The following is a 23,340-nucleotide window of genomic DNA, read 5'->3' on the forward strand; positions in this document are numbered from 1 at the left end:
CCAGGGCATGTTCTGCCTGGTCCTGCACTCCCACCTGCCCTGGCTCGCGAACCACGGCCGGTGGCCGGTTGGCGAGGAGTGGCTCTACCAGTCGTGGGCGGCGACCTACCTGCCCGTGACCCGGGTGCTGCGCACCCTCGCCGCCGAGGGCCGCACCGACCTGCTCACGCTCGGCATCACCCCGGTCCTGGCGGCCCAGCTCGACGACCCGCACTGCCTGGCCGGGATGCACCACTGGCTCGGCAACTGGCAGCTGCGCGCCCACGAGGCAGCCGGCATGGACGACCAGCCGCGCCGCGACCTCGGCGCCCGCGAGCACCGCCTCGCCGCGGCGGCACTGACCGAGTTCGAGGAGCGCTGGGCGCACGGCGGTTCGCCGGTGCTGCGCGAGCTGGTCGACGCCGACACCATCGAGCTGCTCGGCGGGCCGCTGGCCCACCCGTTCCAGCCGCTGCTCAACCCGCGACTGCGTCAGTTCGAGCTGAACGAGGGCCTGGCCGACGCCCAGTCACGTTGGGGCACAAGGCCGTCCGGAATCTGGGCGCCGGAGTGCGGGTACACCCCCGGCATGGAGCTCGAGTACGCCGACGCCGGTGTCCGACACTTCATGGTCGACGGCCCCGCGCTGCGCGGCGACACCTCGCTCGGCCGCCCGGTCCGCGACTCCGACGTCGTCGCGTTCGGCCGGGACCTGCAGGTCAGCTACCGGGTGTGGTCGCCGAAGTCCGGGTACCCCGGGCACGCCGCGTACCGCGACTTCCACACCTACGACCACGAGACCGGGCTCAAGCCGTCCCGCGTCACCGGTCGCACCGTCGACTCCAAGGACAAGGCCCCGTACGACCCGGAGCTCGCGGCCGCCGCGATCGACCGGCACGTCGAGGACTTTGTGCAGGCGGTCAAGGAGCGGATCCGCGACGAGAACGCCCGCACCGGGCACCGCTCGCTGGTGGTCGCCGCGTTCGACACCGAGCTGTTCGGGCACTGGTGGTTCGAGGGCCCGCAGTGGCTCGAGAAGGTGCTGCGGGCGCTGCCGGAGGCAGGCGTCGAGGTCGGCACCCTGCGTCAGGCCCGGGAGAAGGGCTACGTGGGCGAGCCGGTCGAGCTGGCCGACTCCTCCTGGGGCAGCGGCAAGGACTGGCGGGTGTGGGCAGGCGACCAGGTCCAGGACCTGGTCACGCTCAACGACGAGGTGGTCCAGACCGCGCTCGACGCCGTCGACAAGGCCCGCGCCGCCGCGCGCAGGCCCGGCGGTCCGGAGCTGCGCGACCGCGTCAACGACCAGATCCTGCGCGAGGCCATCATGGCGGTGCAGAGCGACTGGGCGTTCATGGTGAGCAAGGACTCCGCGGCCGGCTACGCCCGCGACCGCGCCCACCTCCACGCGCACGCCACCCGCGAGATCGCCGAGGCGCAGGCGTCCGGGCACCGGGAGCGGGCCGAGCGCCTGGCCGCCGGCTGGAACCACGCCGACGGGCTCTTCCCCGACCTCGACGCGCGCCGACTGCGCGAGAACTGGACCGGAGGTCCGGCATGAAGGTTCTGATGGTGTCCTGGGAGTACCCGCCGGTGGTCGTCGGCGGGCTCGGGCGGCACGTGCACCACCTGGCCACCGAGCTGGTCCAGGCCGGTCACGAGGTGGTCGTCCTCTCCCGTAGGCCCACCGGGACCGACTCCGCCACCCACCCGACCATCACCCACGTCTCGGAGGGCGTGCTGGTGGTCGCGGTGGCCGAGGACCCGCCGCACTTCGTGTTCGGCGAGGACATGCTCGCCTGGACGCTGGCGATGGGGCACGCGATGGTGCGGGCAGGCGTCGGCCTGGCCAAGCCGGGTCTGGGCGAGGGCTGGTACCCCGACGTCGTGCACGCGCACGACTGGCTGGTCGCGCACCCGGCCATCGCGCTCGCGGAGTTCTTCGACGTGCCGCTGGTCTCGACGCTGCACGCCACCGAGGCCGGCAGGCACAGCGGCTGGATCTCCGGCACCATCAACCGGCAGGTGCACTCGGTGGAGTGGTGGCTCGCCAACGAGTCCGACTCGATCATCACCTGCTCGGCGTCGATGGAGGACGAGGTCACCGAGCTCTACGGTCCACAACTGGCGCCGATCACGGTGATCCGCAACGGGATCGACGTGACCACCTGGAACTACCGCGACCGCGCGCCGCGGTCGGGCCCGGCGCGGCTGCTCTACGTCGGCCGGCTCGAGTACGAGAAGGGCGTGCAGGACATCATCGCCGCGCTGCCCCGGATCCGGCGCAGCCATCCCGGCACCACACTCGCCGTCGCAGGCGAGGGCACCCAGTACGAGTGGCTGCAGGAGCAGGCCCGCACGCACCGGGTGCTCCGGTCGGTGACCTTCCTGGGCAGCCTCGACCACGCCGAGCTGCTCGGCTGGCTGCACGGCGCCGACGCGATCGTGCTGCCGAGCCGCTACGAGCCGTTCGGCATCATCGCGCTCGAGGCGGCCGCGTCGGGCACCCCGCTGGTCGCCTCGCGGGCAGGCGGTCTCGGCGAGGCCGTGGTCGACGGCGTCACCGGAATGTCGTTCCAGCCGGCCGACGTCGAGGGCCTGACGTCCGCGGTCCGCGAGGTGCTCGACGACCCGGCGGCGGCCCAGACCCGTGCGAAGGCCGCCCGGGACCGGCTCACCGCCGACTTCGACTGGCACCAGGTGGCGCAGGACACCGCGCAGGTGTACCTCAGCGCCAAGCGCCGGGTCCGGCACCCGCTCGCCCGCCCGGACATCCCGCTGCGGCCGCTCCCGGGCCGGTAGCCGGCTGCGCCGCCCGTGCGTCCTTCCGGTCCCCCACGGGACCGGAGGGACGCACGGGCGCGGGAGCGACTACGCGTTGGCGGTCTCGGCGGCCGCCTTCTTGCGGGCGATGTCCTCGAGCGCGGCGACGTACTTGGCGCGGTCGGCGGCGCCCGCCTCCCACGCCTCCTTGCGGTTCTTCACGACCTTCGACGGCGCGCCGACGGCGATGCTGTAGTCCGGCACCTCGCCCTTGACCACCGCGTGCGCGCCGAGCACGCAGCCGCGGCCGATCGCGGTGTTGCGCAGCACGGTGACCTTGGCAGCGATCCAGGTGTCCGGACCGATCCGCACCGGGCCCTTGACGATGCCCTGGTCCTTGATCGGGACGTTGACGTCGTCCATCCGGTGGTCGAAGTCGCAGATGTAGCACCAGTCGGCCACCAGGGTGGAGGCGCCGATCTCGATGTCGAGGTAGGTGTTGACGACGTTGTCCTTGCCGAAGACGACCTTGTCGCCGATCCGCAGCGAACCCTCGTGGCAGCGGATCGCGTTGCCGTCGCCGATGTGCACCCACTTGCCGATCTCGAGCCGGGAGAGCCCGGGAGTCGAGTGGATCTCCACGTTCTTGCCGAGGAAGACCATGCCGCGCAGCACCACGTGCGGGTTGGCCAGCTTGAACTTCGCCAGCCGGTAGTAGCGAACGAGGTACCACGGCGTGTAGGCCTTGTTCGCGAGAACCCAGTTCAACGAATCACGGGTCAGGAACCGCGCCTGGTCACTGTCGGTCCGCCGGGATCCTCGCCACCTCGTGCGCAACGGTGCGCCCCACATGCTGGTCATGGCTTGCAGCCTACGGCCCGTCGCGGTGAGCTCCGCCACTACCCGGCGTCACCGGTCCGGACCGTCACCGGACCTCGGTCTCACCCACCCGGCAGGCCCGGCACAGCATCATCGCCGCGGCCGCGGCGCAGAGCCCGGCGACCAGCCCGACGGACACCGACCCCGTCGTCGCGCCGACCAGAACGGCTCCCCCGACGATGAGGGCGACCACGACCACCACCCCGGCACCGCGACACCCGAGCAGGTGATCGACCTCCGTCGCGAGCGGCTCCCCCGACACTGCCGAACTGTCCGTGACACTCATCCGACCCGATCCCTTCAGCCGGCACACCGTTTCCGTCTGGTCTCGGATCAGCTCAGGCTCTCGATCCGGACACTGCGATCCGTCCCGATTCGGGTTTCGTCCATAATCAGGATTCGAATTGCTGATTACGATCAGACCTTCCTGTCCGATTTAATCACGCGCCCATCACAATGACTACAGATCCGACGACACCGACGAACACTCTCCGGGCGCCCAAGGGCGGGTGTCGGCCGTCGGTCACCGGGACCGATAGTCTTCCCTCGAGCGAAATCCACACGAGGAGTGACGAATGCGGCGTGTCCTACGGTCGACGGCGGTCTCCCTGACGGCGGTTGCCGCGCTGGCCCTCGCAGCCTGCGGCGGTGGCGCACCGGTGCAGGACGTCTTCTCGGCGGGCGGTTGGCCCGGCGCCCACGCCGACGCCCGCAGCAGCAACACCTCGCCGGCCGACGGCCCCCGCACCCCGTCGTTCGCCTGGTCGCGGCCGCTCCTCGCACCGACCACCAGCGGCCCGTCCGTCTCCGCGGGCGGGCAGGTCTTCGTCACCACCCGGGCCGAGCACGGCTGCAACCTGTACTCCTTCGAGCTCGACAGCGGCCGCAAGCGGTGGTGCAACCGCCTCGCGCCTGCAGTCGCCGCCGCCACCCCGGTCGTCGACCGCGCCACCAACATCTACGTCGGCGAGGACGGCGCGATGAACTCGTTCACCGAGCTCGGGCAGCTGCGCTGGCGCACGATCGTGAGCGGCACGCCGCTGTCGGCCCAGTTCACCGGCGACGGCAACCTCCTGTTCGTCACCCAGTTCGGCGTGGTGTCCGTGCTGAACCCGCAGAACGGCCGCGAAGTGGTCCCCTCGCACCAGTTGATCCCGGCACCGACCGCGGCCGAGGGGCAGAACCTGCCGCTGCCGCCTGCCGACCTCGGCCTGGACCAGTGCGCCTTCGGTGGCCCCGAGTGCCCGGTGCCTGCCGGACCCGCGATCGACCTCGCCAGCGGTAACTTCTACCTCACGCTGCGCCTGCCCGACCGCGACCGGGCGTCCGTGGTCGCGATGCGGTACGCCGACGGCGCCCTCACCGGCCTGTGGTCCGCGGACGTCCTCGACGGCGGCACCTCGGCGAGCCCCAGCCTCTCCGCCGACGGTACGACGGTCTACGCCGGGGACAACAAGGGCACGCTCTGGGCGCTCGACGCCGCCACCGGTCAGCTCCGGTGGAGCCGGCCGCTCGGCTACCCCGCCGCGGGCACGCCGTCGGTGTCGTCGGACGGGCTGATCATCCCGGCCCCCGGCCAGGGCGGGCACCTGCTGGCGCTGCGCGACCGGGGCGACCACGCCGAGGTGGCGTGGGAACGCAGGGACCTCGCCCCGGTCGGCGGCCCCGCGCAGGCCGGCGGCGCCGTCGGCTACACCGAGGTCCGGGAGGGTCCCGACGCGTCGGCCCCCACCTCGCTGCTGACCTTCGACACCGGTACCGGCGAGACGCTCGACCAGGACACCCTGCCCGGCGGCGGCGGTCCCACGACGGGCACCGCGATCGGGCCCGACGGCGAGGTGCTCACCGCCACCGCGCTCGGCGAGCTGTTCGTCCTGCGCTGACGCCCCGGCTCAGTCGCGGGCGCCGGCCGCACAGACGAACGCGACCGGGCCGCGACCGATCCGGGTCAGCACCACCGACAGCGACACCGAGCCACGGAGCTTGAGCCGCGGCCGCAGCAGCGCGGGGTCCACGTCGAGACCGCGGACCAGGATCTCCACCACGCCGCAGTCGAGCCGCGCCAGCTCCTGCCGCAGCGCCTTCTCGGTGTACTTGAACTGACCGAGGATCCGGAACCCGCGCATCCCGGCGGGCACCGTGTCCCCGGTCAGGTAGGCGATCCGCGGGTCCAGCTGCCACAGGCCGTGCCGGGCCGCGTAGTGCCGGACCAGGCCGGCCCGGACCACCGCGCCGTCCGGGTCGACGATCCAGTCGCCGGGCTCGCGTTCGGGGATGTCGTCGGGTTCGGCGTCGGTGAGCTCCCAGCCGGTGCCGTCCGCGGCCAGCACGGTCGCGCGCCGCCGGACCCCGGGCCCGGCCAGGCCCGGCGACCACAGGCAGGCCTCGCGCACCCCGCCCGCGAGCGAGACGACCTCCACCTCGCCGTCCCAGTCCAGTGCGTCGTAGTCCAGGCCCGGCGCGCACTTGACCGACAGGTCGCGGCCGCGGTACGCGTCGAGCAGGTCCGGCAGCGGCGGCTGCAGCGCGGACGGGTCGTGCCGCCGCTTGCCGCCCGCCCGCCGCGCCGGGTCCGCCAGCACGACGGTGTCGCGGCTGACGGGGACGAGGGCGTCGGCCCGCAGCACCGTCGCGGCGGGCACGTTGCGCGCGGCCATGGCCAGGCGCACCGGGTCGAGGTCGCTGCCGAGGACCTCGCTCGCGACGCCGACCAGCGCGGACAGCTCGGCGCCGACCGAACAGGTCACGTCGTGCACCGCCCGGCCCGCGACCCGGCCGGCCCGACGGCGGGCGACCACCGTCGGGGTGGCCTGCTGCAGGGCGTCGTCGGTGAGCAGCCAGCGCGCGGGTTCGTCGAGCTTGCCCACCGCCCGGCGGCGCAGCAGCGCCGTCTCCACCAGCGAGCCGGAGCGGTCGCCGAAACGCGCACGCACCCGGCCGATGTCGGCCAGGTGCGTGCGCGTGGACAGTTCGAGCTGATCGACCTCCGCGAGGGCGGCGGCACCGTCGGATGACCTCAGGTACGCGACGTCCTCGGTGGTGAAGTCATAGCCCACAGAGAATCTTCGCTCCTACTTCTTAGGTTCCGGCTTCACGCCGGTGATCATCACGTTGTAGAAGAAGTTGCGCGGGACGATGTGCTTGAGCAGCTTCTCGTCGACCCAGCTCAGCGTCTTGAACCCGCCGAACGCGAACTTGGCCCAGGCCCAGCCGAGCTTCTCCGGGGGAACCGCCGCCTCGAAGGTGCGGACCGGCCAGCCGAGCAGCGCCGCGGCGAACTCCTCGGTGATGGCCCGAACCTCGGTGCCGCCTGCCGAGACCGCCATGTTCTCGAGGTCGGTGGGGTCGAAGGTGTGGATGTCGACGACGGCCTCGAGCGCGGCGGCGCGGGAGGACTCGTCGAGCTCCTCCTGCGGACGACGCCAGTCGGCCAGGAACGGCAGCTTGGTGACCGTGGTGGTGGCCTCCCAGGTGGCGCGGCCGAGCCAGCGGGCGTAGAAGTTGCCGACCGTGGAGGGCTCGCCTGCGAAGACGAAACGGCCGCCCGGCTTGAGCACCCGCAGGACCTCGCGCAGCGACTGCTCGACGTCCGGGATGTGGTGCAGCACCGCGTGGCCGACGACGAGGTCGAAGGTGTTGTCGTCGTACGGGATCCGCTCGGCGTCGGCGACGCGACCGTCGACCTCCAGGCCGAGGTTCTCGGCGTTGCGGAGCGCGACCTTGACCATGCCCGGCGAGAGGTCGGTGACCGAGCCGGTCTTGGCGACCCCACCCTGCATCAGGTTGAGCAGGAAGAAGCCGGTGCCGCAACCGAGCTCGAGCGCCCGCTCGTACGGCAGCGGCAGGTCCCCGGCGACGGCGTCGAACCGGCCCTTGGCGTAGTCGATGCAGCGCTCGTCGTACGAGATCGACCACTTGTCGTCGTAGGTCTCCGCTTCCCAGTCGTGGTAGAGCACCTGGGCGAGCTTCGTGTCCTTGCGCGCCGCCTCGACCTCTTCGGCGGTGGCGTGCGGGCGCGGCGCAGGGTCCACCACGTCACCGGAGGCGGACGGGGCGACGGACGTGTCGTCAGTGGGGCTTGCAGTCATGCGTCGATCCTACTCGCTGGTACGTGATGAACAAGTTCTAGTTTTACACGTGAAGATGCGGTATTAGGCGCCCGTGAACTGGGCCTTGCCCGGCCCGTTCTCGACGAAGGAGGCCATGCCGATGGTCCGGTCCGCGGTCGCGAACAGGGCCGCGAACTGCTGCGCCTCGATCTTCAGGCCGGTGTTCAGGTCGGTGTCCAGGCCCTGGTCGATGGACGCCTTCGCGGCGGCCAGCGCCCGGCTCGCGCCGCCGACGAACTTCGACGCCCAGGCGCGGGCGGCGTTGTACACCTCGTCAGGGGCGACCATCTCGTCGATCAGGCCGATCGCGAGGGCCTCCTCCGCGCCGACGAAGCGGCCGGTGAACACCATGTCCTTGGCCTTGCTCGGGCCGATCAGCCGCGCGAGGCGCTGGGTGCCGCCGCCACCGGGGATCACGCCGAGCAGCACCTCGGGGACGCCGAGCTTGGCGTTGTCGCCTGCGATGCGACGGTCCGCACCGAGCACGATCTCGAGTCCGCCGCCGAGCGCGTAGCCGGTGATCGCGGCGACCGTCGGCTTCGGGATCTCGGCGATGCAGCCCAGCGCGGACTGCAGCTCGCCCGCGATCGGCGCCATCTCGGCGAAGGACATCTCCGCCATCTCCTTGATGTCCGCGCCTGCCGCGAAGACCTTCTCGCCGCCGTAGACGATGACCGCCTTGACCTCCGAGTTGACGGTGGCCTCGCGGGCCGCGGCCCGGAGCTCCTCCTGCAACTGACGGTTCAACGCGTTCATCGGGGGACGGGCCAGCCGGATGGTGCCGATGCCGTCAGAAACCTCGAGAGTCACAAACTCAGCCATGTCGCGAAGGCTACCGCTTGCCCCAGGGGTGGGCTCCGGCGGCGTAGTACGGCTCCTGGTTGGGGAACCGGACCCGCAGCTGGCCGTCCTCCTGGTACAGCGTCGGCAGGATCACCGGGATCTCCGGCTCGGCCGCCAGCACGTCGGCCACGGCGGCGAACTCGCCGATCGCGGTCAGCTGCGACCAGGTCGGCGGCAGCAGCATCGTGTGCCCCCGCGTCCAGTCCGCGACCGCCGCGGCCGGCGTCTGCCAGTCCGCCTCGGCGGCCTCGGAGGTGGCGCCGTCGGCGATCTGCCCGGCGGGCGCGGCGGCGACGAAGAACCGGGTGTCGTAGCGGCGGTGCTCGCCGACGGGGGTGACCCAGTTGGCCCAGGGCCGCAACAGGTCCGCGCGCAGCACCAGGTTCTCGCGGGCCAGGAACTCGCTGAACGAGAACTCCCGCGCCTCCAGCTGCTTGCGGGCCTGCGCGTAGCCGGAGGTGTCGGCGACGACGGTGTCCGCGGTCGGGCCGGCCAGCAGCACCCCGCACTCTTCGAAGGTCTCCCGGACCGCGGCGCACACCAGCGCCTTCGCCTTGCCCTCGTCGACACCGAACCGCTCGGCCCACCAGGAGACCGGCTGTCCCGCCCAGGCCACCTCGGCCACGGCGTCCTGCGGGTCGACGCCGCCGCCCGGGAACACCGTCATGCCGCCGGCGAAGGCCATCCCGGCGACCCGGCGCTGCAGGAACACCTCCGGCCCGGCGTCGGAGTCACGGAGCAGGATGACGGTGGACGCGTCCTTGGCCGGCACCTCGGCGGCAAGTGTGAAATCGGTCATGCCAGGCAACCTACGCGCCGGACGAGCCACCCCGGCGGTGGCGTCCCGGTACCCGGGCCCGGCGCGCGAAGTAGCGGCCGTCGACGTGGTCGAGGGCGATCTCCTGGCAGAACGCCTCGGAGAGGTTCGCCGAGGTGATCACGTCCTCGATCAGTCCCTGCGCGACGACGCCGCCCTCCTTGAGCAGCATCGCGTGCGTGAAGCCCGGCGGGATCTCCTCGACGTGGTGGGTGATGAGCACGATCGCCGGGGCGTCCGGATCCAGGGCCAGGTCGGTCAGCCGGGCCACCAGGTCCTCCCGGCCACCGAGGTCCAGCCCGGCGGCCGGCTCGTCGAGCAGCAGCAGTTCCGGGTCGGTCATCAGCGCTCGGGCGATCAGCACCCGCTTGCGCTCCCCCTCGGACAGGGTGCCGTAGGTGCGGTCCACGAGGTGCTCGGCGCCGAGGCTCTCGAGCATCTCGACGGCCCGGTCGGTGTCCATCGCGTCGTACTGCTCGCGCCAGCGCCCGAGCACCGCGTAGCCGGCCGAGACCACCAGGTCGCTGACGATCTCGTCCCCCGGCACCCGGCTGGCGACGGCCGAGGAGGACATGCCGATCCGCGGCTTGAGTTCGCTGATGTCCACCCGGCCGAGCGTCTCGCCCAGCAGGTGCGCCGTCCCGGACGTCGGGTACACCTCGGCGGAGGCGATCCGCATCAGCGAGGTCTTGCCGGCCCCGTTGGGGCCCAGCACAACCCAGCGCTCGTCGAGCTCGACGTTCCAGCTGACGGGCCCCACCAGGGTGTTGCCGCCGCGCCGGATGAGCACGTCCTCGAATTGGATCAACAGGTCGGGATCAGGTTCGGACACGACGCCCATCCTTGCGCACCTGCGCGCGGCGCGTGCGACAGGTCCCCGGCGCGTGTCGCCCCGCATCGAATGAACGGAAGCGTTCACTCGGCGGCGGCAGGGCGGACCGGACGGCCGGCGGGCGTCGCTCGACGGCGGACGACGCGATCCGGGGCGCCCGGACCGGTCGGTCAGACCAGCGCGTCCCAGAACTGCACCTCGAAGCCTGCGACCCGGCCGAACGCGACGCGCTGCGGCGCGGTCGGCGCACCGTCCCCGAGCAGTTCGCCGAGATCGGCCACGTACTCCGCGAACGGAGCCGCCGCCCAGTTGTCGATGAACTCGCGGTAGCGCGAGTCCGCCGCCGCCGCCCGCTCGCGCACCGTGGTCCACGCGTCGAGGTACGCCTTCTCCACCCCGTAGAGCACCGCCGAGGCCACCTCGTAGCCGTCGTGCAGGCTCGCCAGCATGAAGCCCGTGTACGACGCGCAACCCAGGCTCGGGGTGTAGGCGGCCGGGTCCAGGCCGCGCCGGGCCAGCTCCGCCCGGAACAGCGTCAACTCCGGTGTCAGCGCGGCGATCCCGCCCGCCAGCACGTCCCGGGCCGCCTCGTCGGGCGCCAGGGTCAGCACCCCGGCCAGGAACCGCCGGAACTCGACGACGAAGGCGTGGTCCTCGAGCAGCCAGCGTTCGAAGGCCGCCTCGGGCAACGTCCCGTCGGCGGTGGCCAGCACGAACGGGTGCTCCGCCAGAGTCGGCCACACCCGCGCCTGCTCGGCGAGCAGCGCATCGGCCCGACTCACCGGGCGTCCCAGAAGGCCAGCTCGTGACGCATCGCGGTCATGAACGCCTCCTCGGCGACGGCCTCGTCGGGGGCGGCCTCGTCGAGCATGTCGGCGCAGCGCTGCGCGAGCGCGGCGAAGCCCGGGTCGGCGTAGGTGTCCACCCAGCGCCGGTACCGCGGGTCGGCGGGCGGGTTCACCGCGAGCGCCTGACCCAGCTGCGCGTACCCCCACGTGCACGGCAGCAGCGCGGCCAGCCCGCGACCATAGTCGGCGGCGGCGTCGATCAGGAAGTCGGTGTAGGCGATGCACTGCGGACTCTTGACGGCCGAGTCGAACTGCGCACCAAAGGGTTCCGACAGTCCGCGGTGCAGGTCCAGCTCCTCGCGGTAGGTCGCGTGGGCCAGGTCGACCAGGGTGCCCAGATGACCGTCGGGCGCCTGCCAGGCCAGCCGCGTGAACATCCGCGTGTAGTCCAGCAGGTACAGGTAGTCCTGCTCGAGCCACTTGGCGAACTCGGCCGGGTCGAGGTCACCGCGGCCGATGCCGGCCACCGTCGGATGCGCCAACTGTTCGGCCACCAGGGGCCGTCCGAGTTCCTGCAGCCGCTGCGAGAGGCTCATGCCGACACCGCCTTTCGGGGCCGCGCCAGGCCGATCAGGGCGGTCACGCCCGCCGCGACCGCCAGCGAGACCAGCGACGCGGACCAGCCGGCCGCCGGAATGCCCAGCCCCGCCTGCAGATCCGTCCACCACTGGGTCCAGCCGGCGCCGAAGCCGGTGAAATAGGTGGGGGTGACGAGCTGGTACACCACGAACCCGATCACCCAGGGCACCAGCATCTCCCACCGGGCCGGCGACGACGCCGACACGTCCCAGCCCGCGCCGGAGCGCCGGCGCAGCAGGTAGAACGACACCAGGAAGGTACCGGTCAGCGGCACGAACACCGCTCCGATCAGGAACAGGAACGGCTCGTAGCTGTATGCGTCGACGGTCAGCGCCAGCAGGGTCGCGACCACGCCGACCCCGACCACCAGGTAGCGGCGGTCCAGGCTGGGCCGCAGGTTCTGCGCACTGATGGCCGTCGAGTAGATGTTCGCGAAGGCCTCGTCGACCTCGTCGATCAGCAGGATCAGCAGCGCCACCCCGGCCAGCGGCAGCACCAGCAGGCTGCCGATGACGTCGAAGCCGGGCTCGAGCCCGAACGCGACGAAGGCCAGCACGCCGAGGGTGAAGAACGCGACGGTCGCACCGCCGTACCCGACGGCGGCGCCGAGGAACGCCGCCCGCGGCGACTTGGAGTGCCGGGCGTAGTCCGCGGCCAGCGGCACCCAGGAGATCGGCATCGCGATCACCAGGTCCACGCTGGACCAGAACCCGGCGAAGCTGCCGTCCGTGAGTGACGGCAGGTCCTTCATCAGCACGTTCACCAACAGGTAGACCGTGGACGCCAGCGCCGCCCACACCGCGTACCGCGCCAGGATGTGCACCACCTTCAGCGGCCACAGCGCCATCGCGGTGGCCACCACGCCACCGAGCAGGACGAACGGCCAGCGCTGCCAGCCGGTGAGCCGGGCGGCGGCCTCCGCGATCACGAACACCTCGAAGGTGGCCCAACCGACGCACTGCACCAGGTTGACGATCGTCGGCAGGGCCGAGAGCCGGGCGCCCAGCAGCCCGCGCATCATCACCATCGCGGGAGCGCCGACGGTGGCGCCTGCGGCGGCGCACAGGCCGAGCAGCGTCGAACCGATCACCGCGCCGACCACCACGGCCAGCAGGGTCGCCAGCAGCGACTGTCCCTGCAGCACGGCGAAGGTCGCGGCCACCGGCAGCAGCAGCGAAATCCCGAGGTTGCCCCACAGACCGATCTGGGACGCCAGGCCCAGCGTCCGGACGGGGGCCTCGTCGAGGGTGAAGGACGGTTCCGACGGCTGGGCTGGGCCTGCCACCTCGGACGGACGTGACGGTACGACGGACATCGCGCTGCTCCCTACGCCGGAATGACCCGGATCAGGTGAAACGGTCGGAGCAGCCGTGCTCCCTCTCAGCCCTACGTTGCCTGGGCTCCCGTGCTGGACGGGCCAACCATAGGCCGAACGGGCCCGGTGGTCCAAGCCGAACCCAGGTCCGCAGTCCGGCACATCAGCTCGCGCTGATTTCAACCCTTCCCAGTGGGAAGGCGCCCGCGCAGGATGACGCAACGGTCCCGCCGGTCGGGTCGGACCGGCCCGAAACGGAGGAACCCGATGTCCGTGACCACCGCGTCCGCGACGGCACGCGACCGGCCGCCCGCCGCGTCCGTGCCGCTGTACCGGCGTCGCGGCTTCCTGCGGGCACTGGCGCCGCTGACCCTGCTGCTGGCCTGGCAGATCGGCAGCGGTTCCGGCCTGCTCTCGGGGAAGGTCCTGCCCGCGCCCTCGGTGATCGCCGCCGCGGGTCTCGAGGTGTACCGGTCCGGGGCGCTCGCCGACGCCCTCGCGGTCTCGGGCCAGCGGGTGCTCCTCGGCTTCGCGCTGGGCGCGTTGTTGGGCGTGGTGTGCGGCACCGTCGCCGGTCTGGGCTCGTTCGGCGAGTACCTGCTGGACCCGCCGCTGCAGATGCTCCGCACCGTGCCGCTGTTCGGACTGATCCCGCTGTTCATCATCTGGTTCGGCATCGGCGAGGAACCGAAGGTCTACCTCATCGCGCTCGGGGTCGCATTCCCGCTGTACCTCAACACCTATTCGGGAATCCGCCAACTCGACCCGAAGCTGCTCGAACTCGGCCGGGTGCTGCGGCTGACCCGCCTCGAACGCCTGCGACGACTGGTTCTCCCCGGCGCGCTGCCGAACATCCTGGTCGGATTGCGGCAGAGCCTGGGCATCGCGTGGCTCTCGCTGATCGTGGCCGAGCAGATCAACGCCGGTCAGGGCCTGGGCTACCTCGTGAACAACGCCCGCGAGTTCCTTCGGACCGACATCGTCATCTTCGGCCTGCTCGTCTACGGACTGCTCGGGCTGGTCACCGACTCGATCGTGCGCTGGTTCGAGTTGCGGGCACTGCGCTGGCAACCGGCCGCCTCCCGCTGACAAGGAGCACCCGTCATGACTTCCACCCTCACTCTCCCCGCCTCCCCCACCACCCCTGCCGCTCGAATCACCGGTCTGCGCAAGAGTTTCGACGGTCGTGCCGTCCTCGACGGGGTCGACCTCGAGATCCCGCGCGGCGAGATCGTGGCGCTGCTCGGCCGCAGCGGCTCGGGCAAGTCGACCCTGCTGCGGGTGCTCGCCGGACTGTCGGGTGAGCACACCGGGCAGGTGGTCACCGACGGCCGACCCACCGTCGCCTTCCAGGAACCACGACTGGTGCCCTGGCTGGACGTGGCGACCAACGTCGAACTCGGTGTGCCCGACCGCAGGCGCGGGGCCGGCCGACACGCCAAGGCCGTCCGGGCACTCGACGAGGTGGGGCTCGGTCACCGCCGGGACGCCTGGCCGCTCACCCTGTCCGGTGGCGAGGCCCAGCGCGCGGCAATCGCCCGGGCGCTGGTCGCCGAGCCGACGCTGCTGCTGCTCGACGAACCGTTCGGGGCGCTGGACGCGCTGACCCGGCTGTCCATGCACCAGCTGCTGCTGCGCCTGTTCGGCGAGCACGGCTTCGGGGTCCTGCTGGTCACCCACGACGTGACCGAGGCGGTCGCGCTCGCCGACCGGGCGCTGGTACTCGACGGCGGCCGCATCGCGCACGAGGTGTCGATCGACCTGCCCCGCCCCCGCAGGCACGCGACCGCCGCTGCCGCCGAGCACGCCGCCCGACTGCTCGACCTGCTCGGGGTGCACACCTGACCGGTCGGCACCCGCCACCCCTCCCAGACATCGTCCGTCCGCACACCGAAACAGGAAGCACCACAGTGAAACTCCACACATCCCGTCGCGCCGCACGGCTACGAATCGCGGTCCTGGCCACCGTCGCCGCCGCATCCCTCGTCCTGACCGCCTGCAGCGGCGGCGACACCGCCGCGGAGGCCGCCGCGCCGACCGGTCCGGTGGACCTGTCGGCCGTGACGCTGAAGGTCGGCGACCAGAAGGCGATCTCCATCGAGGTCCTGCTGCGCGCCGCCGGTCAGCTCGAGAACCTGCCCTACAAGCTGGAGTTCTCCACATTCACCGCGGGGCTGCCGCTGATCGAGGCGGCCAGCGCAGGCGGCATCGACCTCGCGCAGACCGGCAACACCCCGGTGATCTTCGGGGCCGCCTCGAAGGCGGACATCAAGGTTGTCGGCGCCCTCGAGGCCACCGGCAAGGGCGACGCCATCCTCGTCGGCAAGGATTCGACGATCCAGTCGGTCGCGGACCTGAAGGGCAAGCGGATCGCCACCTTCAAGGGCAGCTCCGCGCACGCAAACCTGTTGCTGCAACTGAAGAAGGCCGACCTGTCGCGCAGCGACGTGGAGACGGTGTTCGTCTCGCCCGCCGACGGGTACACCTCCCTGACCAAGGGCGACGTGGACGCCTGGGCGACCTGGGACCCGTACAGCGCGATCGCCGAGAACGAGTCCGGTGCGCGGGCGATCGCGACCGCCGACCAGGCGGCCAACGGGTACAACTTCTGGGCCGCGGGGTCCGCCGCCCTCGCCGACCCGGGCAAGACCGCGGCGATCGAGGACTTCCTCGGCCGCTACGCGGCCGCGACCGCCTGGTCGCGGGACAACCTCGACGAGTGGTCCACCAGGTACGCCGAACTCACCTCGATCAGTCCCGCCGCCTCGCGCACCACCTGGACCCGGTCGATCAAGCAGCCGATCGCGTTGAGCGAGAAGGTGATCGCCTCCGAGCAGCAGATCGCGGACGCCTTCACCGCGTCCGGGGACATACCGGGCACGGTCGACTTCGCCGGCGCTGTGGACGCGCGGTTCGACTAGCGCGCCCCGGCGCTCACGCGAGCGGTGCGGGCTGCGCGATCACCGTCATCGAACCCGGCGCCACCTCGGTGAACCCGGCGTCGCGGACGGCGACCGCCTGCCCCGCGGCCACCCGGGCGGTCAGCACGGCCCAGCGGTCCGGGTCGGCGTCGCGCACGGAGCAGCGGAACCCGCTGCCCGCCCACTGCGCCGCCTGCGTGAGCGTCATCGCACCGGCAAGCAGCATGGCCGCGTGCCCCACCTGCGCGGCGGTCTTGCCGACCGTCATGTCGAGGGACCGGTTCAGCCACAGCACCGGAAGGCCGGGTTCCGGGTCCCCCGGCGCGTCGTGCTCGAGGTCGGTCCCACCGATCTGCAGCTTCCGGATCCGCGGGTCGAGCTCGCCCACGGGCCCCGGCACGAAGGCCCGGGCCGCGGCGCCGTCGACCTCGACGGTGACGCCGTCGACGTCCTGGGCCGCGAACCACTGGGCGCCCCGGGCCCGCCGGGCCACCTTGCGGATCCGGGCGCCGGTCCACGCCAGGTAGTCCCGTTGCCACGGACCGGGCTCGCCCTCGGGATCGGTCCCGACGCGCGGGTCCAGGCACAGCGCGGCCGTCGCGGCGGCCGCAGCCGCGAGCACCGCGCTGCGGGCAGGCGGATCCGCCTTCGGCAGGTGCAGCACCAGCGGCATCGCCAGCACCTGGGCCGGGTCCGCCGGGTCCGGCCGGTGACCGTACCCGGCGGCGAGCACCGCGTGCCGGGCCGCGAAACCCTCGTCGAGCACCCCGAGTGGCCCCGGCTCCGTCACAGCCGAACCCGACGCACCAGACCGTCCGCGGCGTCGGCCGCCTCGACCTCTTCGCGGGTGACGCCGAGGATGAACAGCACCGCGTCCAGGAAGGGATGCGAGAGGGCCGCGTCGGCGACCTCACGCAGCGCAGGCTTCGCGTTGAACGCGACGCCCAGCCCGGCGGCGTTGAGCATGTCGATGTCGTTGGCGCCGTCGCCGACCGCGACCGTCTGCTCCATCGGCACCCCGGCCTGCGCGGCGAACTTGCGCAGCGCGACGGCCTTCGCGGCGCGGTCCACCACGTCGCCGATGACCCGGCCGGTGAGCTTGCCGTCCACCACCTCGAGGGTGTTGGCCTCGACGAAGTCGAGCTCGAGCTCCTCCGCGAGGCCCGCGATGACCTGCCGGAAACCGCCGGAGACGACGCCGCAGTGGAAGCCGAGCCGACGCAGGGTCCGAATGGTGGTGCGGGCGCCCGGCGTCAGCGCGATGGACGCACCGACCTCGTCGATGACCGACTCGTCCAGACCGGCGAGCACCGCGACCCGCTGGTGCAGCGACTCGGTGAAGTCGATCTCGCCGCGCATCGCCGCCTCGGTGACGGCCCGGACCTCGTCCTCCTTGCCTGCACGGGCGGCCAGCATCTCGATGACCTCGCCCTGCACCAGCGTGGAGTCCACGTCGAAGACGATGAGCCGCTTGGCGCGGCGGGCCAGCCCGGCCCGCTCGACCGCGACGTCGAGGTCCAGTTCCGCGGCGGTCTCCGCGAGCCCGGTACGCAGGGCGGCGTCCGCCTCCGCGGTGGTCGCCGGTGCGGTGACCATCAGCTCCAGCCCGGTGACCGGGTAGTCCGCGACGCCCCGGATCGAGTCGATGTTCGCGCCCTGGCGGGCGAGTTCGCGGGCCAGCTTGCTGAACGAGCGGGCGGTGACCGGGCTGCCGAGCACCACCACCGCGTGGGTGGACGGCGCAGGCCGCGCGGCCCGGTCGCCGCCGACGGCGACGTCGGCGTGCATGCCGACGGTCGCCATTGCGTCCTCGACCGACTCCTGCAGCGCCTCGGGGTCCCGCGGGCAGGACACCAGCACGCCGAGCGTCAGCCGGCCCCTGATGACCACCTGCTCGACGTCGAGCAGGCTCACGTCGTGACGCGAGAGCGCCGCGAGCAGCACCGAGGTGACGCCGGGACGGTCGGGCCCCGTCACCGTGACCAGGACCGTGGTGTCAGAAGCCACCGAGAAATCTCCCTCCATCCCGCGTTCACGGACGCGGGGTTGCGAAACCATTGTGCCAACCACAAGGGTGCAAAACACAAGGGCCCCGCCCGATGCTCGGGCGGGGCCTTGTGGTCGTTCGGTGTTACCTAGTGCGCGTTCTCGAGCTCGGAAGCGTGCTTGCCACCGTGGCCGCCGCCGATGTGCGCCTCGGCGCGCATCCGCTCGACCATGTGCGGGTAGTGCAGCTCGAAGGCCGGGCGCTCGCTGCGGATCCGGGGCAGCTCGGTGAAGTTGTGCCGCGGCGGCGGGCAGGTGGTCGCCCACTCCAGCGAGTTGCCGTAGCCCCACGGGTCGTCGACCGTGACGACCTCGCCGTACCGGTAGCTCTTGAAGACGTTCCAGATGAACGGCAGCGTGGAGGCACCGAGGATGAACGAGCCGATCGTGGAGATGGTGTTCAGCGTGGTGAAGCCGTCGCTGGGCAGGTAGTCCGCGTAGCGACGCGGCATGCCCTCGTTGCCGAGCCAGTGCTGGACCAGGAACGTGGTGTGGAAACCGATGAAGGTGGTCCAGAAGTGCCACTTGCCCAGGCGCTCGTCCATCATCCGGCCCGTCATCTTCGGGAACCAGAAGTAGATGCCGGCGTAGGTGGCGAACACGATGGTGCCGAAGAGCACGTAGTGGAAGTGCGCGACCACGAAGTAGCTGTCGGTGACGTGGAAGTCGATCGGCGGGCTGGCGAGCAGCACGCCGGACAGGCCACCGAAGAGGAAGGTGACGAGGAAGCCGACCGAGAAGAGCATCGGCGTCTCGAAGGTCACCTGGCCCTTCCACATGGTGCCGATCCAGTTGAAGAACTTCACACCGGTCGGGACCGCGATGAGGAACGTCATGAAGGAGAAGAACGGCAGCAGCACGGCGCCGGTGGCGTACATGTGGTGCGCCCACACGGCGATCGACAGGGCGGCGATACCCAGCGTGGCGTACACCAGGCCGCTGTAGCCGAAGAGCGGCTTACGGCTGAAGACCGGGAAGATCTCCGAGACGATGCCGAAGAACGGCAGCGCGATGATGTAGACCTCGGGGTGACCGAAGAACCAGAACAGGTGCTGCCAGAGCAGGACGCCGCCGTTGGCCGGGTCGAAGATGTGTGCACCGAAGTGTCTGTCCACGAACACGCCCAGCAGCGCCGCGGTGAGCAGCGGGAAGGCGAGCAGGATCAGGATGCTGGTCACCAGGATGTTCCAGGTGAAGATCGGCATCCGGAACATGGTCATGCCGGGGGCACGCAGGCAGATCACCGTGGTGATCATGTTGACGCCACCGAGGATGGTGCCGAGGCCACCGATGGCCAGGCCCATGATCCACAGGTCCGCGCCGACACCGGGCGAGTGCGTCGCGTCGGTCAGCGGGCTGTATGCGGTCCAGCCGAAGTCGGCCGCGCCGCCGGGGGTCACGAAACCCGCGGTCGCGATGATCGCGCCGAACAGGTACAGCCAGTAGCTGAACGCGTTCAGTCGCGGGAACGCCACGTCGGGCGCGCCGATCTGCAGCGGCAGGATGTAGTTCGCGAATCCGAACACGATCGGCGTCGCGTACAGCAGCAGCATGATCGTGCCGTGCATGGTGAACAGCTGGTTGAACTGCTCGTTCGACAGGAACTGCATCCCGGGAACCGCGAGCTCGGTCCGCATCAGCAGGGCCATCAGGCCGCCGATGAGGAAGAAGGCGAACGAGGTGACCATGTACATGATCCCGAGGGTCTTCGGGTCAGTGGTGGTCACCATTTTGTAAATGAACGAGCCCTTGGGTCCCAGTCGCGCCGGGTATGGCCGGGCGGCCGTTATCTCGGGGACTGGCTGGGGCGCTACGGCAGTCACTAATCCTCCTGAATGCGCGTCCTACCCCGCTGCGAGGCGAACGTCCTCTGGCTTGCGCTCTGTGAATCGTAGACCGTCCCCCCGCGATCCGCGGAGCCGGTCCTACTCACTGTCGTACTTCGTGTCGCGTACAGCGTCCAGAAGTGCCGTGAACAGGGCGTTTCCGCCCCCGGGGCGGGTCGGGGTTCCACCGACCCGAACCGGCGCCCGTCACCGAACTCGACGGAACCGGCAATTCGTGGACAATCCCGGCGCGCGCCCCGGCGACGCGACGCGACGACCGTCCCCCGCCGCGCCGGCCCGGGCGCCGGAGCTGTCGCCGGGACGGCCTCGACCCGGCCCACGCGATACCGGCTAACGATATTGATAAGGTTTCCCTCACCTAAGTTCGATGGGAGTCCTTGTGAAGTTCAAGTCCAATGCCCTGGTCGCGCTCGTGAGCTGCGCCGCGGTCGCCCTGATCGGCGCCACCGCCGGCTGCTCCAGCGCCACCGACGCCCCCGCGGCGCCTGCCGCGGACGGCGGGTCCACGGGATCCTTCCCCCGCACCGTCACCCACGCACTCGGCGCCGCCGAGATCCCCGCCGCGCCCAAGCGGGTCGTCGCGCTCGACACCAGCTACTCCGACGCGACCCTGCTGCTGGAGACCGAGCTCGTCGGCTACGTCACCTACCGCAGCGCCGGACTGCCCGACTACCTCGGCGAGTCCCGCGGCGAGTTCGCACCGAATGCCGTCGCGGTCGGCGAGCTGACCACCCCGAGCCTCGAGAAGATCGCCGAGCTGCAGCCCGACCTGATCGTCTCCGCGAAGGTCCGGCACGGCGACATCTACGACCAGCTGTCGAAGATCGCCCCGACGGTGATGTCCGAGACCACCGGCCCGACCTGGAAGGACAACATCCGGCTGCTCGGGCAGGCCCTGGGCAAGGAGGACCTGGCGGAGCAGAAGATCGGCGCCTACGAGACCCGCGCGGCCGAGGTGGGCGCGGACATCAACGCGAAGGCGGACAACCCGACGGTCACGGTGGTCCGCTTCGCGGGCGAGCCGACGGCCCGGCTCTACCGCACCACGTCCTTCAGCGGGATCGTCCTCGCCGACGCCGGCATCAACCGCCCGGCCAGCGCCGGACCGGACCCGGCCAAGCCGGCGAGCATCTCCAACGACATCAGCCCCGAACTGATCACCGAGGCCGAGGCCGACCTGATCGTGGTGAGCACGTACCACTCCGGCGACGGGAAGAGCGAGGCCGCCGCCCAGCCGTTCGTGACCAACCCGCTGTGGGCCGGCCTGCGGGGCCAGAAGGTCGACGTCGACGACGCACTGTGGATGTCCGCGGTCAGCGTCCAGGGCGCAGGCGGCATCCTCGACGACCTGGCCACGCACTTCGGCGTCGACGGACGCCGCGACTAGTCTCGACTCGCCCGAGCTTCAGGAGGAAGACCTCACCATGCGCAAGCCCGCACTCATCCGCCGCGCCGTGCCCGCGGCCCTGCTCGCCGCGACCGCCGTCGTGCTCACCGCGTGCGGCGGCGGCGACGCAACCGACGACGCCGCCAGCACCATCGTCCGCAGCACCACCAGCGTGGCCGGGGCGGGCGTGCTCGGCAACGGTCGCAGCACCGAGAACGTCTGCGGGCCGACCGCTCCCGTCGACCCGGCCGGCGTCGAGGGCGCCACCCGCAGGGTCGCCCATGCGGCCGGCGAGTCGGCCGTGCCCGCCGACCCGCAGCGCATCGTCGTCCTCGACACCGACAAGCTCGACACCGTCTGCGCCCTCGGCCTGCAGGACCGCCTCGTCGGCGCCGCGGTGGCCGGCGCGGTCGGCGAGCAGCCGACGTACCTCGGCACCACCATCGCAGGCGTGGAGCCGGTCGGCACCCTCGCGGAGCCGAGCATCGAGAAGATCGCGGCGCTCAAGCCCGACCTGATCCTGGGCTCGAAGTTCCGCACCCCGGAGCTGTACGCCCAGCTCAACGCCGTCGCCCCCACCACGTTCACCGAGAAGGTCGGCACCACGTGGAAGGAGAACCTGGTGCTCGACGGCACCGCGCTCGGCCGCGGGGCCAGCGCCCGGGCGGCGCTCGACGCCTACGAGTCCCGGGCAACCGAGACCGGCAAGGGCCTGGACTCCGCGCAGACCCAGGCGTCGGTGGTCCGGTTCATGCCCGGGTCGGTCCGGATCTACGGCCCGGACAGCTTCTCCGGCCAGGTGCTCGCCGATGCCGGCGTGCAGCGCCCGCCGTTCCAGCGCCTCGAGGGCGCCAAGGACCGGCGGTTCGCGGAGCTCAGCACCGAGGAACTGTCCAAGGCCGACGGCGACATCATCTACGTCAGCTTCTACGGCGACGAGGCCCGGGAACAAGGCACCGACGTCATGGAGGGCGGTCTGTGGGCGGCCCTCGGCGCCGTCAAGGACCACCGCGTGTTTGCGGTGGACGACGAGATCTGGATGACCGGGATCGGCGTCATCGCGGCGGGCGGCATCCTCGACGACCTGAAGGGATCGCTCAATGGGTACACGAACTAGAGCCGTCGCCCTCGTCGGGGCACTGCTCGGCGCGCTCGCCGTGGCACCCACAGCCGCGGCCGCACCGGCCGCGACGGCGCCGCGGATCGAGCTGTTCGCGGCCGACGGCAGCACTCCCCTTGGCGACACCGCCGTCCACGAGGGCGACCGAATCGTGGTGCGCGGCACCGGATTCGACCCGAACGCCAACACCGACGGCCTGCCCGTCCCGGTGCCGCCGGGGGTCCCGCACGGCACCTTCGTCACCTTCGGCGCATTCGCCCCGCAGTGGCGGCCGTCGCAGGACGCGGCGGCGCAGGCCCGCGTCGGCCAGCAGCGCTCGGCCACCGCGTGGGTGATGTCCGAGGACGCACTCAACCGGGTTCCGGACGCGCCCTTCGACTTCCGGCGCACCATCCGTCAGCAGTGGGTGCCGCTGGCAGGCGACGGATCCTTCACGGCCGAGCTGACCGTGACCAAGCCCACGAAGTCCGCCGCCGACGCCGCCTACGGGGTGTACACCTACGCCGCGGCGGACGCCGTCAACGCACGCGAGGAACTGGCCGTCCCGGTCAACTTCGACCCCGCGCCCGGACCCAACGCCCCGGTGCCGCCTGCGCAGGACCTGCTGTGGGGACTCGCGCCCGGCTACACCGACCTGGTGAAGAACGCCACGCAGGGCTCGGTGGTGGGCAGCGACGGCGCCACCGTCCGTGGCGACGGTCGGCTGACCTTCGAACTGGACTCCGCGGACCTCGACCCGGCGACCGGGCTGGGCACCGTCCGGTACCACGGCACGGTGGTCTCCTTCACCCGCTTCCACCTGGCGGAGATCGCACTGGCGAACCCGTGGGTCGAGTTCACCCCCGAGGGCACCTTCCTGACGGCCGAGACCTCGGACGGCAACATGGTCGGTACCGATGCGATGAACCGAATCCGGTTCGCGCAGTTGGAAACCGCGCCGCGGCCCGGCGGCGCCGAGCTCACCGACGTGCCGGCCAGGTTCGCCGTGCCGCTGGCGCCGAGCATCCTGCTGCCGTACTCCGGCCAGCAGGCCGCGCCGGTCACCTTCCGGTACTGAC

22 protein-coding genes and 1 riboswitch are annotated in these 23,340 nt (G+C 71.5%); of the genes, 9 read left to right on the forward strand and 13 right to left on the reverse strand.

What is annotated here, in order from left to right:
• The first annotated feature begins 7 nt into the window (after positions 1-7).
• Positions 8-1,537: a 1,4-alpha-glucan branching protein domain-containing protein gene (locus tag ACFO6S_RS01425; RefSeq protein WP_378414049.1), complete on the forward strand. Its 1,530-nt coding sequence runs from the start codon at positions 8-10 to the stop codon at positions 1,535-1,537.
• Entirely contained in the window at positions 1,534-2,778 is a 1,245-nt protein-coding gene (locus tag ACFO6S_RS01430; protein WP_378413424.1) for a glycosyltransferase family 4 protein, read from the forward strand. The genes ACFO6S_RS01425 and ACFO6S_RS01430 overlap by 4 nt, the downstream gene beginning before the upstream one ends.
• Positions 2,779-2,847: 69 nt before the next feature.
• Here ACFO6S_RS01430 and ACFO6S_RS01435 read toward each other — a convergent pair whose 3' ends face one another.
• Positions 2,848-3,600: an acyltransferase gene (locus ACFO6S_RS01435; RefSeq protein WP_378413426.1), complete on the reverse strand. Its 753-nt coding sequence runs from the start codon at positions 3,598-3,600 to the stop codon at positions 2,848-2,850.
• Positions 3,601-3,664: 64 nt separating this feature from the next.
• Positions 3,665-3,904 carry a hypothetical protein gene (locus ACFO6S_RS01440; protein ID WP_378413428.1) on the reverse strand — a complete coding sequence of 80 codons (240 nt, stop codon included), beginning with the start codon at positions 3,902-3,904 and terminating at the stop codon, positions 3,665-3,667.
• A 289-nt stretch (positions 3,905-4,193) separates the two neighbouring features.
• Here ACFO6S_RS01440 and ACFO6S_RS01445 point away from each other — a divergent pair, with 289 nt between their 5' ends.
• Positions 4,194-5,501, forward strand: coding sequence for an outer membrane protein assembly factor BamB family protein (locus ACFO6S_RS01445; protein WP_378413430.1), 1,308 nt, complete (start codon positions 4,194-4,196; stop codon positions 5,499-5,501).
• Positions 5,502-5,510: 9 nt separating this feature from the next.
• Here the strand turns inward: ACFO6S_RS01445 and ACFO6S_RS01450 are convergent, their stop codons facing one another.
• The 8 genes from ACFO6S_RS01450 to ACFO6S_RS01485 all read right to left on the reverse strand — a co-directional run bounded on the left by ACFO6S_RS01450 (position 5,511) and on the right by ACFO6S_RS01485 (position 12,961).
• Positions 5,511-6,674 (reverse strand): THUMP-like domain-containing protein, encoded by a 1,164-nt coding sequence (locus tag ACFO6S_RS01450; RefSeq protein ID WP_378413432.1) that lies wholly within the window; start codon positions 6,672-6,674, stop codon positions 5,511-5,513.
• 15 nt (positions 6,675-6,689) lie between these two features.
• Entirely contained in the window at positions 6,690-7,706 is a 1,017-nt protein-coding gene (locus ACFO6S_RS01455; protein WP_378413434.1) for a class I SAM-dependent methyltransferase, read from the reverse strand.
• Between the two features lie 63 nt (positions 7,707-7,769).
• Positions 7,770-8,549, reverse strand: a complete 780-nt coding sequence (locus tag ACFO6S_RS01460) for an enoyl-CoA hydratase/isomerase family protein (RefSeq protein ID WP_378413436.1) — start codon at positions 8,547-8,549, stop codon at positions 7,770-7,772.
• A 10-nt stretch (positions 8,550-8,559) separates the two neighbouring features.
• Positions 8,560-9,369, reverse strand: a complete 810-nt coding sequence (locus ACFO6S_RS01465; RefSeq protein ID WP_378413437.1) for an NUDIX hydrolase — start codon at positions 9,367-9,369, stop codon at positions 8,560-8,562.
• Positions 9,370-9,379: 10 nt separating this feature from the next.
• Positions 9,380-10,228 carry an ABC transporter ATP-binding protein gene (locus ACFO6S_RS01470; RefSeq protein ID WP_378413438.1) on the reverse strand — a complete coding sequence of 283 codons (849 nt, stop codon included), beginning with the start codon at positions 10,226-10,228 and terminating at the stop codon, positions 9,380-9,382.
• Positions 10,229-10,389: 161 nt separating this feature from the next.
• Positions 10,390-11,001 (reverse strand): thiaminase II/PqqC family protein, encoded by a 612-nt coding sequence (locus ACFO6S_RS01475; protein ID WP_378413440.1) that lies wholly within the window; start codon positions 10,999-11,001, stop codon positions 10,390-10,392.
• Positions 10,998-11,603: a TenA family protein gene (locus ACFO6S_RS01480; RefSeq protein ID WP_378413442.1), complete on the reverse strand. Its 606-nt coding sequence runs from the start codon at positions 11,601-11,603 to the stop codon at positions 10,998-11,000. The genes ACFO6S_RS01475 and ACFO6S_RS01480 overlap by 4 nt, the downstream gene beginning before the upstream one ends.
• The gene (locus ACFO6S_RS01485) at positions 11,600-12,961 is read right to left on the reverse strand and encodes a purine-cytosine permease family protein (RefSeq protein WP_378413444.1); all 1,362 of its coding nucleotides are present in this window, start codon (positions 12,959-12,961) and stop codon (positions 11,600-11,602) included. The genes ACFO6S_RS01480 and ACFO6S_RS01485 overlap by 4 nt, the downstream gene beginning before the upstream one ends.
• Positions 12,953-13,063: riboswitch (TPP riboswitch) on the reverse strand. (Overlaps the previous gene by 9 nt.)
• A gap of 165 nt (positions 13,064-13,228) precedes the next feature.
• On the opposite strand from ACFO6S_RS01485, the gene ACFO6S_RS01490 reads away from it, so the two are divergent.
• From ACFO6S_RS01490 to ACFO6S_RS01500, 3 genes are all read left to right on the forward strand, one after another.
• On the forward strand, positions 13,229-14,050 hold the full coding sequence (locus ACFO6S_RS01490) for an ABC transporter permease subunit (RefSeq protein WP_378413445.1): 822 nt from the start codon (positions 13,229-13,231) through the stop codon (positions 14,048-14,050).
• A gap of 15 nt (positions 14,051-14,065) precedes the next feature.
• The gene (locus ACFO6S_RS01495) at positions 14,066-14,806 is read left to right on the forward strand and encodes an ABC transporter ATP-binding protein (protein ID WP_378413447.1); all 741 of its coding nucleotides are present in this window, start codon (positions 14,066-14,068) and stop codon (positions 14,804-14,806) included.
• A gap of 104 nt (positions 14,807-14,910) precedes the next feature.
• A complete protein-coding gene (locus ACFO6S_RS01500) occupies positions 14,911-15,882 on the forward strand; it encodes an ABC transporter substrate-binding protein (protein WP_378414050.1) in 972 nt (323 codons plus the stop codon).
• Between the two features lie 13 nt (positions 15,883-15,895).
• On the opposite strand, the gene ACFO6S_RS01505 is transcribed toward ACFO6S_RS01500, so the two are convergent.
• From ACFO6S_RS01505 to ctaD, 3 genes are all read right to left on the reverse strand, one after another.
• The gene (locus ACFO6S_RS01505) at positions 15,896-16,672 is read right to left on the reverse strand and encodes an aminoacyl-tRNA hydrolase (protein ID WP_378413449.1); all 777 of its coding nucleotides are present in this window, start codon (positions 16,670-16,672) and stop codon (positions 15,896-15,898) included.
• On the reverse strand, positions 16,669-17,907 hold the full coding sequence (serB, locus tag ACFO6S_RS01510) for a phosphoserine phosphatase SerB (protein ID WP_378414052.1): 1,239 nt from the start codon (positions 17,905-17,907) through the stop codon (positions 16,669-16,671). Before serB ends, ACFO6S_RS01505 begins: the two co-directional genes overlap by 4 nt.
• A 110-nt stretch (positions 17,908-18,017) precedes the next feature.
• Positions 18,018-19,751, reverse strand: coding sequence for an aa3-type cytochrome oxidase subunit I (gene ctaD / locus ACFO6S_RS01515; RefSeq protein WP_378413451.1), 1,734 nt, complete (start codon positions 19,749-19,751; stop codon positions 18,018-18,020).
• Positions 19,752-20,142: 391 nt separating this feature from the next.
• Between ctaD and ACFO6S_RS01520 the strand changes: the two genes are divergently transcribed.
• From ACFO6S_RS01520 to ACFO6S_RS01530, 3 genes are read left to right on the forward strand one after another with little or no spacing between them, the layout of a single operon-like run.
• The gene (locus tag ACFO6S_RS01520; protein WP_378413453.1) at positions 20,143-21,162 is read left to right on the forward strand and encodes an ABC transporter substrate-binding protein; all 1,020 of its coding nucleotides are present in this window, start codon (positions 20,143-20,145) and stop codon (positions 21,160-21,162) included.
• Between the two features lie 37 nt (positions 21,163-21,199).
• Entirely contained in the window at positions 21,200-22,279 is a 1,080-nt protein-coding gene (locus ACFO6S_RS01525) for an ABC transporter substrate-binding protein (protein ID WP_378413455.1), read from the forward strand.
• On the forward strand, positions 22,263-23,339 hold the full coding sequence (locus ACFO6S_RS01530) for an HtaA domain-containing protein (protein ID WP_378413457.1): 1,077 nt from the start codon (positions 22,263-22,265) through the stop codon (positions 23,337-23,339). Before ACFO6S_RS01525 ends, ACFO6S_RS01530 begins: the two co-directional genes overlap by 17 nt.
• Position 23,340: the final 1 nt, after the last annotated feature.

It is taken from the genome of Rhodococcus kronopolitis (assembly GCF_042654025.1).
Lineage (GTDB): Bacteria > Actinomycetota > Actinomycetes > Mycobacteriales > Mycobacteriaceae > Rhodococcus_G > Rhodococcus_G kronopolitis.